11 protein-coding genes, 2 tRNA genes and 1 other RNA gene are annotated in these 14,855 nt (G+C 51.1%); 9 read left to right on the top strand and 5 right to left on the bottom strand.

What is annotated here, in order from left to right:
* The 6 genes from WBL83_RS01840 (at position 1) to narI (ending at position 9,337) form a co-directional block, all read left to right on the top strand.
* Positions 1 to 975: a sugar phosphate isomerase/epimerase family protein gene (locus WBL83_RS01840; RefSeq protein ID WP_424587533.1), complete on the top strand. Its 975-nt coding sequence runs from the start codon at positions 1 to 3 to the stop codon at positions 973 to 975.
* A 96-nt stretch (positions 976 to 1,071) separates the two neighbouring features.
* The gene (locus WBL83_RS01835; protein ID WP_424587532.1) at positions 1,072 to 2,337 is read left to right on the top strand and encodes an MFS transporter; all 1,266 of its coding nucleotides are present in this window, start codon (positions 1,072 to 1,074) and stop codon (positions 2,335 to 2,337) included.
* 343 nt (positions 2,338 to 2,680) lie between these two features.
* A complete protein-coding gene (locus WBL83_RS01830; protein WP_424587531.1) occupies positions 2,681 to 6,427 on the top strand; it encodes a nitrate reductase subunit alpha in 3,747 nt (1,248 codons plus the stop codon).
* Positions 6,424 to 7,959 carry a nitrate reductase subunit beta gene (gene narH / locus WBL83_RS01825; protein WP_424587530.1) on the top strand — a complete coding sequence of 512 codons (1,536 nt, stop codon included), beginning with the start codon at positions 6,424 to 6,426 and terminating at the stop codon, positions 7,957 to 7,959. Before WBL83_RS01830 ends, narH begins: the two co-directional genes overlap by 4 nt.
* On the top strand, positions 7,956 to 8,657 hold the full coding sequence (gene narJ / locus WBL83_RS01820) for a nitrate reductase molybdenum cofactor assembly chaperone (RefSeq protein ID WP_424587529.1): 702 nt from the start codon (positions 7,956 to 7,958) through the stop codon (positions 8,655 to 8,657). The genes narH and narJ overlap by 4 nt, the downstream gene beginning before the upstream one ends.
* Positions 8,658 to 8,659: 2 nt before the next feature.
* Positions 8,660 to 9,337 (top strand): respiratory nitrate reductase subunit gamma, encoded by a 678-nt coding sequence (gene narI, locus WBL83_RS01815; RefSeq protein WP_424587528.1) that lies wholly within the window; start codon positions 8,660 to 8,662, stop codon positions 9,335 to 9,337.
* A 305-nt stretch (positions 9,338 to 9,642) separates the two neighbouring features.
* Here the strand turns inward: narI and WBL83_RS01810 are convergent.
* From WBL83_RS01810 to WBL83_RS01790, 5 genes are all read right to left on the bottom strand, one after another.
* A non-coding RNA gene (locus WBL83_RS01810) (RtT sRNA) lies at positions 9,643 to 9,773 on the bottom strand.
* A 43-nt stretch (positions 9,774 to 9,816) separates the two neighbouring features.
* Positions 9,817 to 9,901: transfer RNA gene (locus tag WBL83_RS01805), tRNA-Tyr, on the bottom strand.
* A gap of 34 nt (positions 9,902 to 9,935) precedes the next feature.
* Positions 9,936 to 10,020, bottom strand: a tRNA-Tyr gene (locus WBL83_RS01800).
* A 162-nt stretch (positions 10,021 to 10,182) separates the two neighbouring features.
* Positions 10,183 to 11,025 (bottom strand): formyltetrahydrofolate deformylase, encoded by an 843-nt coding sequence (purU, locus tag WBL83_RS01795; RefSeq protein ID WP_064547341.1) that lies wholly within the window; start codon positions 11,023 to 11,025, stop codon positions 10,183 to 10,185.
* Between the two features lie 55 nt (positions 11,026 to 11,080).
* Positions 11,081 to 11,539: a YchJ family protein gene (locus tag WBL83_RS01790; RefSeq protein ID WP_424587527.1), complete on the bottom strand. Its 459-nt coding sequence runs from the start codon at positions 11,537 to 11,539 to the stop codon at positions 11,081 to 11,083.
* Positions 11,540 to 11,714: 175 nt separating this feature from the next.
* Between WBL83_RS01790 and rssA the strand changes: the two genes are divergently transcribed.
* The 3 genes from rssA to galU all read left to right on the top strand — a co-directional run bounded on the left by rssA (position 11,715) and on the right by galU (position 14,838).
* Positions 11,715 to 12,623: a patatin-like phospholipase RssA gene (gene rssA, locus WBL83_RS01785; protein WP_424587526.1), complete on the top strand. Its 909-nt coding sequence runs from the start codon at positions 11,715 to 11,717 to the stop codon at positions 12,621 to 12,623.
* 93 nt (positions 12,624 to 12,716) lie between these two features.
* Positions 12,717 to 13,730, top strand: coding sequence for a two-component system response regulator RssB (rssB, locus tag WBL83_RS01780; protein ID WP_424587525.1), 1,014 nt, complete (start codon positions 12,717 to 12,719; stop codon positions 13,728 to 13,730).
* Between the two features lie 199 nt (positions 13,731 to 13,929).
* Positions 13,930 to 14,838 carry a UTP--glucose-1-phosphate uridylyltransferase GalU gene (gene galU / locus WBL83_RS01775; RefSeq protein ID WP_367597224.1) on the top strand — a complete coding sequence of 303 codons (909 nt, stop codon included), beginning with the start codon at positions 13,930 to 13,932 and terminating at the stop codon, positions 14,836 to 14,838.
* Positions 14,839 to 14,855 lie beyond the last annotated feature (17 nt).

The raw sequence follows: 14,855 nt of genomic DNA, 5'->3' as shown, positions 1-14,855 counted from the left end.
ATGGATAGCATCCAGGCTAAAAAAATTGTTGAGCGTGCCGCAGATCTGCCGCTTTATTTGCACGCTTATGCGTTCCATTTAAATATGCGTATGGAAAAGATCCTACCGGAAGATTTACTGGATATCGCCAGTCAGCAGCATCTGAAAGGGGTGAAAATCCATGTTGTGGACGGTGAAAGCCAGTCCCTCAGGCATGCCAGCGAAGAGCGACTGGCACGTTTTGCGGCCAAAGCACGCCAGTCAGGCCTGGATGTGCATATCGAAACCAGTGCGTCTGACGCAGCGACTATCGATGAGGCGGTTACCATTGCCCTGAAATCAGGTGCAACTTCGGTACGATTTTATCCGCGCTACGAAGGCACACTTTCCGAGGTCATGGAGACAATAGCAAAGGATATTCAGTACATTAAAGCGCAACACCAGCACAGTGGCCTGACATTTACCCTTGAGCAACATGAGGATTTGCAAAGCCATGAACTGGTGAAGTTAGTCCAACAGGCGGACTTCCCACAGCTTTCGTTGCTGTTTGATTTTGCCAATATGATTAATGCCAATGAAGAGCCACTTGAGGCATTGGCGGTGATGGGAAAAGAAATCACCCAGGTGCATATCAAAGATGCACTGATTAATGACGAAGGACAGGGGCGTGGGCATACCGCCTGTATTTCAGGGCAAGGTGAATTACCGTTTAAAGAATTACTCCTGCAATTAATTTGTTTAGGTGAAAATAAACCGCAAGTCACTGCCTTTGGTCTTGAAGAAGAAGTTGATTATTATGCTCCGGCATTCCGATTTACCAATGAAGGCAGTAATCCCTGGATCCCACTGCGTGAGATGAGTGAAACACCGTTACCCACTTCCGGACTTGAAGAAAGACTCAATAAAGAGATGGCTGATGCAATGAATCAAATACAGCATGTGCGTAATATTGTTGCTGAACTTAATAAAGATGCTTTAAATGTTTTACATAAATAAATAACCATAAAATTTATATTCAGATGTCTCACGTCAGTTGAGGTCTCTGTACTCTCAAAAAATAATTAATTCCGCTAATTCAGGGTGGGGTGTCTTATGCTTACTAAAAAAAGATGGACCATATTTAGCTTGTTGGTTCTGTGCGGTGGAACAATATATAAACTGCCTTCATTAAAAGACGCATTTTATGTTCCGATGCAGGAATACTTTCATCTGACCAACGGTGAAATTGGTAACGCCATGTCGGTTAACTCGATTGTGACGACAATTGGTTTCTTCCTGTCGATTTACTTTTCCGACCGTTTACCACGCCGGTTTACCATGTCTTTCTCGCTCATCGCCACTGGCTTGCTTGGCATCTATCTGTCGACAATGCCCGGCTACTGGGGGATCCTCTTTGTCTGGGCGTTGTTCGGTGTGACTTGCGATATGCTGAACTGGCCGGTGTTGTTGAAGTCCGTGAGTTTGCTTGGCGACAATAAACAGCAAGGGCGGTTATTTGGTTTCTTTGAAACTGGACGAGGCATTGTTGATACTATTATTGCCTTCAGCGCTTTGGCGGTATTCACCTGGTTTGGTAGCGACTATTTTGGTTTTAGAGCGGCTATTCTATTCTACTCAGGCATCGCGATTGTCGTCGGCGTGGTGATTATGTTTGTGCTGAAAGAAAGCCCGGATGAACAAGTAGCGAAGAAAGAACTTGCTGACAAAAAAGAAGATAAACCCGGGCTGGGTAGTGTATTAAAAAATAAAACCGTGTGGTTAATTGCCTTCAGCGTATTCTGTGTCTATGCCGTGTATTGTGGTTTAACATTCTTTATTCCATTCTTAAGAAATGTCTATGCATTACCTATTGCGCTGGTGGGTGCCTACGGGATAATTAATCAGTATTGTTTGAAAATGGTGGGTGGTCCAATTGGTGGGTTAATTGCGGATAAAGTTTTACAATCGCCAAGTAAATATCTTTTCTATACCTTCATTATTAGTGCATTGGCCTTAGTTGGCCTGATCCTGTTGCCGCATGAACAGATGCCAGTCTATTTGGGTATGGCCTGTACGTTAATGTTTGGCGCAGTGATCTTTACCCAACGAGCGGTGTTCTTTGCGCCAATCGGTGAGGCAGGTATCAGTGAAAAGAATACGGGGGCGGCAATGGCGCTGGGTAGTTTTATTGGCTATGCCCCTGCAATGTTCTGCTACAGCCTGTATGGCTACATTTTAGATACCAATCCTGGTCTCATCGGCTATCAAATTGTGTTTGGTTTAATGGCGCTCTTTGCGTGCGCGGGGATAATTATTTCCGGGCTGCTGATTAAAAATATTCGTGCGGCACGTCTGTCAGAGTCGTTAGCTTCTGCCTGATAGTTACGCCGTTCTGGATGGGGTTTTCCTGCTGACAGGGAAGCCCCATTTTTCATTTCATCTTAACCCGCTTTTACCGACTTACCCCTTAATACCCGGCTCCGGGAATTTCTACTCCCTGGCTTGTGTGTGCTCTTATAGAAAACCAATTATATCAATAAGTTGATGTGTGTTTTGTTATTGCCACTTTGGTGGTAGATCGACTTTCCCTCTCTATTACAGCCTGAATCCCAGTTGATCGGCATCAATTATCCCTTCATTTACGCGGGTTACGGTGCGGCCATTGTTAGCAATGTCGTATTCATAAGATAGAGCCTCCAGGCTCCACATCAGGAGAACCCCGATGAGCAAATTTCTTGACCGGTTTCGGTACTTCAAACAGAAGGGCGAAACTTTTGCCGATGGACATGGCCAACTGCTCGATACCAATCGTGATTGGGAAGAAGGTTATCGCCAGCGGTGGCAGCACGATAAAGTGGTCCGTTCCACACACGGTGTAAACTGCACGGGCTCCTGTAGCTGGAAGATCTATGTCAAAAGCGGCCTGGTGACCTGGGAAACTCAGCAAACCGATTACCCGCGTACCCGTCCTGATATGCCAAACCATGAACCTCGCGGCTGCCCACGTGGTGCGAGCTACTCCTGGTATCTCTACAGCGCCAACCGCTTAAAATATCCATTGATGCGCAAGCGTCTGATCAAACTGTGGCGCGAAGCAAAAAACGTTCATGCTGACCCGGTCGACGCCTGGGCTTCCATCATCAACGATGCGGAAAAAGCCAAAAGCTATAAACAAGCCCGTGGGCGCGGGGGTTTTGTCCGTTCAAGCTGGCAGGAAGTCAACGAGCTGATTGCTGCGGCGAACGTCTATACCGCGAAAACCTTTGGCCCAGACCGTATTGCCGGATTCTCGCCAATCCCGGCGATGTCGATGGTCTCTTACGCCGCAGGTGCACGTTACCTCTCCCTGATTGGCGGTGCTTGTCTGAGTTTCTACGACTGGTACTGCGATTTACCACCGGCTTCCCCAATGACCTGGGGCGAGCAAACTGACGTGCCAGAATCTGCCGACTGGTACAACTCCAGCTACATCATTGCCTGGGGTTCTAACGTCCCGCAAACCCGTACGCCAGATGCGCACTTCTTTACCGAAGTCCGTTACAAAGGCACCAAAACCGTTGCCGTCACGCCGGACTATGCGGAAATCGCCAAACTGTGTGACCAGTGGCTGGCGCCGAAGCAAGGCACCGATGCGGCAATGGCACTGGCGATGGGCCACGTGATGCTGCGTGAATTCCACCTCGACAATCCAAGCCAGTACTTTACCGATTACGTGCGTCGTTACACTGATATGCCAATGCTGGTGATGTTAGAGGAGCGCGATGGTTTCTACGCCGCGGGCCGTATGCTGCGTGCTTCTGACCTGGTCGATGGCCTCGGTCAGGAAAACAATCCGCAGTGGAAAACCGTCGCGCTGGATAACCAGAACGGCGAACTGCTGGCACCAAACGGCTCCATCGGTTATCGCTGGGGCGAGAAGGGCAAGTGGAACCTCGAACAGCGCGATGGCTCCAGTGGCGAAGAGGCTGAACTGCGCCTGAGCCTGCTGGGCAGCCACGATGAAGTCGCTGATGTAGGCTTCCCGTATTTTGGCGGCGAAAGCACCGAGCACTTCAGTAACGTCAAACTCGACAATGTGCTGATGCACAAACTGCCGGTAAAACGACTTCAACTGGCAGATGGTTCAAGCGCGCTGGTCACCACCGTTTACGATTTGACGCTGGCGAACTACGGCCTTGAGCGTGGTCTGGACGACGCTAACTGTGCGTCAAGCTATGACGATGTGAAAGCGTATACCCCAGCGTGGGCTGAGCAAATCACCGGCGTTTCTCGTCAGAACATTATCCGCATTGCGCGTGAGTTCGCTGACAACGCCGACAAAACCCATGGCCGCTCGATGATCATCGTCGGTGCCGGGATGAACCACTGGTTCCACATGGATATGAACTACCGTGGGTTGATCAACATGCTGATCTTCTGCGGTTGCGTCGGGCAGAGCGGCGGCGGCTGGGCACACTATGTGGGCCAGGAAAAACTGCGTCCGCAAACGGGCTGGACGCCGCTGGCGTTCGCGCTGGACTGGCAGCGCCCACCGCGCCATATGAACAGCACCTCGTTCTTCTACAACCACTCAAGCCAGTGGCGTTATGAGTCGTTGACCGCCGAAGAGCTGCTTTCACCGCTGGCAGATAAATCACGCTACAGCGGCCATTTGATTGACTTCAACGTGCGCGCCGAGCGTATGGGCTGGTTGCCGTCGGCACCTCAGCTCAACACCAATCCGCTGCATATTGCGAAGCAGGCGCAGGCCGCTGGCATGACCCCGGCGGATTTCACCGCGCAGCAGCTGAAAAGTGGCGATATTCGCTTTGCCGCAGAGCAGCCGGATGCAGGCAACAACCATCCGCGTAACCTGTTTGTCTGGCGTTCAAACCTGCTGGGTTCTTCCGGTAAGGGCCACGAGTACATGCTCAAATATCTGCTGGGTACTGAAAACGGTATTCAGGGGAAAGATCTGGGGCGTGAAGGTGGCGTGATGCCGGAGGAAGTCGAGTGGGTCGATAACGGCCTCGACGGCAAACTGGATCTGGTGGTGACGCTGGACTTCCGTCTGTCAAGCACCTGTCTGTATTCCGACATCGTATTACCAACCGCCACCTGGTATGAGAAAGACGACATGAATACTTCGGATATGCATCCGTTTATTCATCCACTTTCTGCTGCGGTTGACCCAGCCTGGGATTCAAAAAGCGACTGGGAAATTTATAAAGCTATCGCGAAAAAATTCTCTGAAGTGTGTATCGGCCATTTAGGGAAAGAAACCGATGTGGTGACGTTGCCAATCCAGCACGATTCAGCCGCTGAACTGGCGCAGCCGTTTGGCGTGATGGACTGGAAAAAAGGCGAATGTGACCTGATTCCAGGTAAAACCGCACCGCACCTGGTGACGGTTGAACGTGACTATCCAGCCACTTATGAGCGTTTCACCTCCGTCGGTCCGTTGATGGAAAAAATCGGTAACGGTGGGAAAGGCATTGCGTGGAACACCCAGTCTGAGATGGACTTGCTACGCAAGCTTAACTACACCAAAACCGAAGGCCCTGCAAAAGGCCAGCCGATGATTAACTCGGCAATTGATGCCGCAGAAATGATCCTCACTCTGGCACCCGAAACCAACGGCCAGGTGGCGGTGAAAGCCTGGGCGGCACTCAGCGAGTTTACCGGACGCGACCATACGCATCTGGCGCTCAATAAAGAAGATGAAAAGATTCGCTTCCGCGATATTCAGGCACAGCCGCGCAAAATCATCTCCAGCCCGACCTGGTCAGGTCTTGAAGATGAACACGTCTCATACAGCGCAGGTTACACCAACGTTCACGAGCTGATCCCATGGCGCACGCTGTCTGGCCGCCAACAGCTGTATCAGGATCACCAGTGGATGCGTGATTTTGGCGAAAGCCTGCTGGTGTACCGTCCGCCGATTGATACGCGCTCGGTAAAAGGTGTGATGGGTAAAAAATCCAACGGTAACCCTGAGAAAGCGTTGAACTTCCTGACGCCGCACCAGAAATGGGGCATTCACTCAACCTACAGCGACAACCTGTTGATGCTGACGCTGTCACGCGGCGGCCCGATTGTCTGGATGAGTGAAATCGATGCCAAAGATCTTGGCATCGAAGATAACGACTGGATTGAAGTGTTCAACAAAAACGGCGCGCTGACCGCCCGTGCGGTTGTCAGCCAGCGTGTGCCGGAAGGCATGACCATGATGTACCACGCTCAGGAGCGTATCGTGAACCTGCCGGGTTCTGAAATCACCGGCCAGCGCGGTGGTATTCATAACTCGGTGACCCGCATCAGTCCGAAACCGACGCACATGATCGGTGGCTATGCGCAGCTGGCTTACGGCTTTAACTACTACGGCACCGTCGGTTCAAACCGTGATGAGTTCGTGGTGGTTCGCAAGATGAAAGACATTAACTGGTTAGACGGCGAAGGCAATGACCAGAAACAGGAGAGCGTAAAATGAAAATTCGTTCACAAGTCGGCATGGTGCTGAATCTTGATAAATGCATCGGCTGTCACACCTGTTCTGTGACCTGTAAAAACGTCTGGACCAGCCGGGAAGGGATGGAGTACGCGTGGTTTAACAACGTGGAAACCAAACCGGGCATTGGCTACCCGAATGACTGGGAAAACCAGGAAAAATGGAAGGGTGGCTGGATCCGTAAGATCAACGGCAAGCTGCAGCCGCGTATGGGTAATCGCGCGATGTTGCTGGGTAAAATCTTCGCCAACCCGCATCTGCCGGGCATCGACGATTACTACGAGCCGTTCGATTACGACTATCAGCATCTGCATAACGCGCCGGAAGGAAAGCATCAGCCGATTGCGCGTCCACGCTCGCTGATTACCGGCCAGCGTATGAACAAAATCGAAGCGGGTCCGAACTGGGAAGAGATTCTGGGTGGCGAATTTGAGAAACGCGCCAAAGACCAGAACTTCGCCAACATGCAAAAAGCGATGTACGGCCAGTTCGAAAACACCTTTATGGCGTATTTGCCGCGCCTGTGTGAACACTGCCTGAACCCGGCGTGCGCGGCCACTTGCCCGAGTGGTGCTATCTACAAACGTGAAGAAGACGGCATCGTTCTGATTGATCAGGACAAGTGCCGTGGCTGGCGCATGTGCATCACCGGCTGCCCGTACAAGAAAATCTACTTCAACTGGAAGTCGGGTAAATCCGAGAAGTGCATTTTCTGCTATCCACGTATTGAAGCGGGGATGCCGACTGTTTGTTCTGAAACTTGTGTCGGACGTATTCGCTACCTCGGCGTGTTGCTGTATGACGCCGACGCTATCGAGCAGGCGGCAAGTACTGAAAGCGAAAAAGATCTCTACGAGCGTCAGTTGAGTATTTTCCTCGACCCGAACGATCCGGCAGTTATCGAACAGGCGCTGAAAGATGGCGTGCCGCAAAGCGTTATCGACGCGGCGCAACAGTCACCTGTCTACAAAATGGCGGTGGACTGGAAGCTGGCTCTGCCTCTGCATCCGGAATATCGCACACTGCCGATGGTCTGGTATGTGCCGCCTTTATCGCCAATTCAGTCAGCGGCTGATGCGGGCGAGTTGCCGCACACAGGCATTCTGCCTGACGTCGAAAGCCTGCGTATTCCGGTGGAATATCTGGCGAACCTGCTGACCGCAGGGGATACCGCGCCGGTTCTGCGTGCGCTTAAGCGCATGATGGCGATGCGTCATTACAAACGTGCTGAAACCGTGGAAGGGATTAATGATACCCGTGCGCTGGAAGAGGTCGGTCTGAGCGAAGCCCAGGCGCAGGAGATGTATCGCTATCTGGCGATTGCTAACTACGAAGACCGGTTCGTGGTGCCATCCAGCCACCGTGAACTGGCGGCAGATGCGTTCCCTGAAAGCAAAGGTTGTGGTTTCAGCTTTGGCGATGGTTGCCATGGTTCAGATAGCAAATTCAACCTGTTCAATAGCAAACGAATCGATGCGATTGATGTATCGAGCAAAACGGAGCCAAAACCATGATTGAACTACTGGTGATATCCCGTTTGCTTGAGTATCCGGATGCTGCCCTGTGGCAGCATCAGCAGGAACTTCGCGAAGCGTTAATTGACGGTGAGGCGCTTGATTTGCAACAGGCTGCTCAGCTTAATGATTTCATCACCCGCTTATGCCGCCGCGATTTGTTGGATGCTCAGGCCAGTTACAGTGAACTGTTTGACCGTGGGCGGGCGACTTCGCTGTTGCTGTTTGAACATGTTCACGGCGAATCCCGCGATCGCGGCCAGGCAATGGTCAATCTGATGAACCAGTATCAGCAGGCGGGTATGGAAATCGACAGCCGCGAGCTGCCAGACCATCTGCCGCTGTATCTGGAGTATTTATCCCAGCGCACCGAGGCCGAAGCGCGTGGTGGTTTGCAGGATGTTGCGCCCATTCTGGCATTGCTGGCGGCTCGTCTGAAACAGCGCGAAAGCGATTATGCCGTGTTGTTTGATGTGCTGTTGGGCTTGTCTGAAAGTGATGTGGCGGTTGAGAGCGTGAGCAAGCAGATTGCTGGCGAAGCGCGCGATGACACGCCACAGGCGCTGGATGCCGTTTGGGAAGAAGAGCAGGTGAAATTTGTGGCTGATGCCGGTTGCGGTGAATCTGAAATAACCAGTCATCAAAAGCGCTTTGCCGGGGCTGTCGCTCCGCAGTATCTGAATATCGGAGGACAGTAATCATGCAATTTCTCAATGTGTTCTTCTACGACATCTATCCGTATCTCTGCGGTACCGTTTTCTTAGTCGGCAGTTGGTTGCGTTACGACTACGGTCAGTACACCTGGAAAGCGGGTTCCAGTCAGATGCTGGATCGCAAAGGGATGAATCTGGCGTCAAACCTTTTCCATATCGGAATTCTGGGTATTTTCGCCGGTCACTTCCTCGGCATGCTGACACCGCACTGGATGTACGAGTCATTCCTGCCAGTGGATGTGAAGCAGAAAATGGCGATGATTGCGGGTGGTGCGTGTGGTGTGATGACGCTGGTGGGGGGGGTATTGCTGCTTAAGCGCCGTCTGTTTAACCCGCGTATTCGTGCCACATCAACCACGGCGGATATCCTGATCCTCAGCCTGTTGGTGATTCAATGTGCGCTGGGTCTGCTGACCATTCCATTCTCGGCCCAACATATGGATGGCAGCGAGATGATGAAGCTGGTGGGCTGGGCACAGGCAGTAGTGACGTTCCACGGCGGCGCATCTGAACATCTGGATGGCGTGGCGTTTATCTTCCGCGTGCATTTAGTGTTGGGGATGACGCTGTTCCTGCTGTTCCCGTTCACTCGTCTGGTGCACGTCTGGAGCGCGCCGGTTGAGTATCTGACGCGTAAATATCAGGTGGTTCGCGCTCGTCGTTGAGTATTGTTAGTTGATTTGAAAGATACCTGGCTGCGGCCGGGTATTTTTTTGCGCTTTTATTGATGGTGTCGGATGACGCTGCGCTTATCCGACCTACGGCTCGGATTTGAATTTTGGTTTTGAACTTGGTTTTGAATTTTGGTTTGAATTTGGTTTTGAATTTTGGTTTTGAATTTGGTTTTGTAGGTTGGATAAGCGAAGCGTCATCCAACATAAATGTGGCAAACGAAACGTTAAGAATCCTTCCCCAACGGGAATATTAAAGATGGTGCGATTTGGAATTTGTCTGGAGGAACTTCAGAGAATGGTGGCGGGGGAAGGATGACTCGACGCTTTGCGTCTCGCCCTTCGGGTCGTTGCCTGCGGCAACGCTTTCTCGCTTTGCTCGAATCGAACCTTAGTCGAAGCTTCTCATCCTTCCCCAACGGGAATATTAAAGATGGTGCGATTTGGAATTTGTCTGGAGGTACTTCAGAGAATGGTGGCGGGGGAAGGATTCGAACCTTCGAAGTCGATGACGGCAGATTTACAGTCTGCTCCCTTTGGCCGCTCGGGAACCCCGCCAGGGGTGTTTGGTATGACAGGCCGTGCTCTGAAATGGTGGCGGGGGAAGGATTCGAACCTTCGAAGTCGATGACGGCAGATTTACAGTCTGCTCCCTTTGGCCGCTCGGGAACCCCGCCAGGGGTATTTCATATGGCTTTCTTACGTGCTTCCTTCGTTAGGAAGCGGGGCGCATCATATCAAATGAAGCGCCGCTGTAAAGCACTGACTGTAAGAAAATGAATCGTTTGCCGTTTTTTTACGCGTAACGTTGTAAAGTCAAACAATTCGCTATCTAACAACTACAAAATGATAGTGCGATTACCGTAAACAAACACGCGTTGTGCCAGAACCTGGTAGAGCGCACGGCTCAAAACGTTTTTCTCAACATCACGCCCGGCACGCATCATATCTTCTGCGGTGTAGGTGTGATCGACGTGAATAACGTCCTGCATGATGATTGGGCCTTCATCCAGATTGTCATTTACATAGTGCGCAGTCGCGCCGATGATCTTCACGCCACGTTCGTACGCCTGGTGATAAGGGCGTGCGCCGATAAAGGCTGGCAGGAATGAATGGTGGATGTTGATGATCTGGTTCGGGAAGCGGGAGACGAATTCTGGCGTTAACACGCGCATATATTTCGCCAGTACCACGTAATCCGGTTTATGCGCTTCAATCGCATCCGCCATCTGTTTATCGTGATCTTCGCGAGTCAGCCCTTCGTGGCTCACCAGCTCAAAAGGAATATCAAAACGTTCAACCAGCGTGCGCAGTGTTTCGTGGTTGCCAATCACCGCAGCGATTTCCACATCCAGCCCGCCGTAGTTAGCCTTCATTAAAAGATCACCCAGGCAATGCGCTTCTTTGGTCACCAGAATCACGACGCGACGACGGCCAGCGGGCGTCAATTCACGCACTGAACCCTCGGGTAACGCGCTATCTAAATCTGCCAGCAGGGTGTTGTCGTTGAAAATGCCTTCAAGCTCAGTACGCATAAAAAAGCGACCGGTGCGATGGTCAACAAATTCATTGTTCTGAACAATGTTCAGTTCGTGCTTGTAACAAATATTGGTGATCTTGGCGATCAGCCCTTTTGCGTCAGGGCAGATGGTGCGTAGTACTTTACGTTGTAGTGCTTGCATCGCAAGGTGAGTCCTATTGTTCGTTTGTTTGCTAAATAACTTGTGCCACGTCGCGTTACCGCCCACAACACTTTTTGAATTTTTTACCGGAGCCGCAAGGGCAGGGGTCATTACGCCCGAACTGTGGGCGCGTTCCATCAACATAGTACCACTGACCGTTTTCTTTTAAGAATCTGGAGCGTTCGATAATGGCACTTTCCACGCCTTGTTCTTCAAAGCGCGCCACGAAACTGACGAAACCTTCGTTTTCATCACGTCCGTCCGCCGTTTCATATACCGTCAGGCCTAACCAGCGTGTGGTGGCAAAACTCCCGGAAACATCGCTTTTCAGGCAAGGGCTGCGCGTCTGCGGATACCAGCTTGCTACCAGGTAATCTGCGTCCTGCATCACGTAGGCGCTATAACGTGAGCGCATAAGCTGTGATGGGGTTGGCGCGAGCGCGTCTGTGCTTATGTATGGCTGGCAACATAAGCTATACTCCTGACCGCTACCACAAGGGCAAAGTTGCGACACAGCATCTCCTTGGTTACAAAAAAAGAGTCGGCGTAAATACGCGGGGTAGTTATGTTAACTGAGCAGTGGCGACTTCGTCACGAGGTGATAATCCCATCGGCATACGAGTTGCACTCAACACCCCTGCAGCTTGAAGGATGATGGGTATAAACCGGGGAAGAAAGACCGAGGCGAAATGAGACAGGTAAAGATCGGCCTGGCATTAGGGTCGGGAGCAGCAAAAGGATGGGCGCATATTGGTGTCATTAATGCGTTAAAACGTGCAGGCATTCAAATTGATATCGTCGCGGGTTGCTCGGTAGGGGCGCTGGTCGGTGCCGCTTATGCCAGTAATCGCTTACCTATGATGGAACGCTGGGTGCGCTCGTTCGGCTATTGGGATGTCCTGCGACTGATGGATCTTTCCTGGCGTCGTGGCGGTTTATTACGTGGCGAAAGGGTATTCAATAACGTTCGCAAGATAATTACCGAAGAAAAAATTGAAGACTGCGCGCTGCGTTTTGGTTCGGTTGCCACCAATTTAAGTACCGGACGCGAGCTGTGGTTCACCGATGGCGATCTTCATCAGGCGGTTCGCGCCTCCTGCAGCATGCCGGGTTTACTTTCGCCTGTCGGATATAACGGCTACTGGCTGGTGGATGGTGCGGTGGTGAATCCCGTGCCGGTTTCGCTGACCCGAGCGTTAGGTGCGGATATTGTTATTGCCGTCGACCTGCAACATGATGCCCACCTGATGCAGCAAGATTTACTCTCCGTGAATATGACAACGCCGTTGGCCGAAAACCAGGTGCAACCCGATACCTGGCGTGGTCGACTTCGAGAACAACTCGGTAAAATAACCACCCGACGTGCGACCACCACACCGACAGCCATGGAAATCATGACGACGTCGATACAGGTGCTGGAAAACCGTTTAAAACGTAACAGGATGGCGGGTGACCCGCCGGATATTCTGTTGCAGCCTTTTTGCCCACAGATCTCAACTCTGGATTTCCACCGTGCCGCTGAGGCGATAAACGCCGGAAGTCTGGCGGTTGAGAAAAAGATGGACGAGTTGCTGCCACTGGTTCGTACCCATGAATGAGTACGCTGAAAACTCGCATCTTCAGGTAATTCTGACAGGCGGTGATTGTCATACCATGCCACTATTGATCTATCGCCAGTCAGGGGAGCGCACATGACACAGCCACTCGTTGGAAAACAAATTCTCATTGTTGAGGACGAGCCCGTTTTCCGCTCTTTACTGGAGAGTTACCTCGCATCGTTAGGGGCAAACATTGAGCTTGCGACGGATGGCATAGATGCTCTGGAAAAAATGACCGGTTTTGCACCCGATTTGCTCATTTGCGATCTGGCTATGCCGCGCATGAATGGACTGAAGCTGGTGGAACATTTGCGGAATGAAGGAGTTCAGACGCCAATTCTGATTATTTCCGCCACCGAGAATATGTCAGATATCGCCAAAGCCCTGCGTTTTGGCGTGCAGGACGTGATGCTCAAACCGATTAAAGACCTCGACCGCCTGCGTGAAACGGTCTATGCCTGCCTCTATCCCAACATGTTCAATTCCCGAGTCGAAGAAGAAGAGCGATTATTCCAGGACTGGGATGCACTGGTGAGCGACCCGCAGGCGGCTTCAAAACTGCTACAAGAGCTTCAGCCCCCCGTGCAACAGGTGATGTCGCATTGCCGCGTTAATTATCGCCAGTTGATTACTCTCGATCAGCCTGGGCTGGTTCTGGATATTGCGCCGTTATCAGATAACGATTTAGCTTTTTATTGCCTGGATGTTACACGTGCTGGAGATAACGGTGTGTTAGCTGCATTGTTATTACGCGCGTTATTTAATGGTTTGTTACAAGAACATCTTTCTCAGCAGCGCCAGCGCTTACCAGAATTAGGGAGTTTACTTAAACAAGTGAACCAGTTATTACGTCAGGCAAATTTGACCGGACAATTCCCATTGATGGTGGGCTATTATCATAGCGGGCTGAAAAATCTCATTTTGGTCTCTGCTGGGCTCAACGCTACGTTGAATACCGGCGAGCATCAAATACAGGTTAGCAACGGTGTGCCACTCGGAACTTTGGGCAATACTTATCTCAATCAAATCAGCCAGCGCTGCGAGTCCTGGCAGTGCCAGGTCTGGGGTTCTGGTGGACGATTGCGTCTGATGTTGTCTGCGGAATGAGCATCTGGGCGATTGAAAACATTTAGGTTTTCTCCCCTGCCATCGTGGGTGTTAATATCGTATTAAACTCTTACGTATTTATCTTAAATTACCAACGCAACGGGTAAACAGCCGCAGATTTCATTTTTAAGCTGATATACTCGAGGCGTTTTTTAATTGACTTGCAAGTGAAAACTTGAACAGTCCAGGAGATTTTTCAATGGCTGCCATTAATTCTAAAGTAAGAAAAGCAGTAATCCCTGTCGCGGGATTAGGCACGCGTATGTTACCTGCTACCAAGGCTATTCCTAAAGAGATGCTGCCTCTGGTTGATAAACCTTTAATTCAGTATGTGGTCAACGAATGTATCGCCGCAGGTATTACTGAAATTGTGCTGGTAACTCACTCTTCGAAAAACTCCATCGAAAACCATTTCGATACCAGTTTTGAACTGGAAGCGATGCTGGAAAAACGCGTTAAGCGCCAGTTGCTGGAAGAAGTTCAGGCTATCTGCCCGCCGCACGTGACAATCATGCAGGTTCGTCAGGGTCTGGCAAAAGGCCTCGGCCACGCCGTGCTGTGTGCTCACCCGGTTGTTGGTGATGAGCCTGTTGCTGTCATCCTGCCAGACGTTATCCTCGATGAGTTCGAGTCCGATCTTTCCCAGGACAACCTGGCTGAGATGATCAAACGTTTCGATACTACCGGCCACAGCCAAATTATGGTTGAGCCTGTAGAAGATGTGACGGCTTACGGTGTTGTTGACTGCAAAGGCGTTGAATTGAATGAAGGCGACAGCGTACCTATGGTCGGTATCGTTGAGAAACCTAAAGCGAACGTTGCGCCATCTAACCTTGCGGTTGTAGGTCGTTATGTTCTGACTGCCGATATCTGGCCGCTGCTGTCCAAAACACCTCCAGGTGCTGGCGATGAAATTCAGCTGACTGACTCCATTGCCATGCTGATGGAAAAACAGACTGTTGAAGCCTACCACATGAAAGGCGTGAGCCATGACTGCGGTAATAAACTCGGCTACATGCAGGCGTTTGTGGAATACGGCATCCGTCACAACACTCTTGGGGCAGATTTTAAAGCCTGGTTAGAAGAGACCGTTGGCGCGAAAAAGTAATTCATTTCAACGCAGGA

It is taken from the genome of Buttiauxella sp. (assembly GCF_049686335.1).
Taxonomy (GTDB): domain Bacteria; phylum Pseudomonadota; class Gammaproteobacteria; order Enterobacterales; family Enterobacteriaceae; genus Buttiauxella.
The sequence above is the reverse complement of the archived record's forward strand: the minus strand, read 5'-3'. Positions and strand labels throughout refer to the sequence as shown.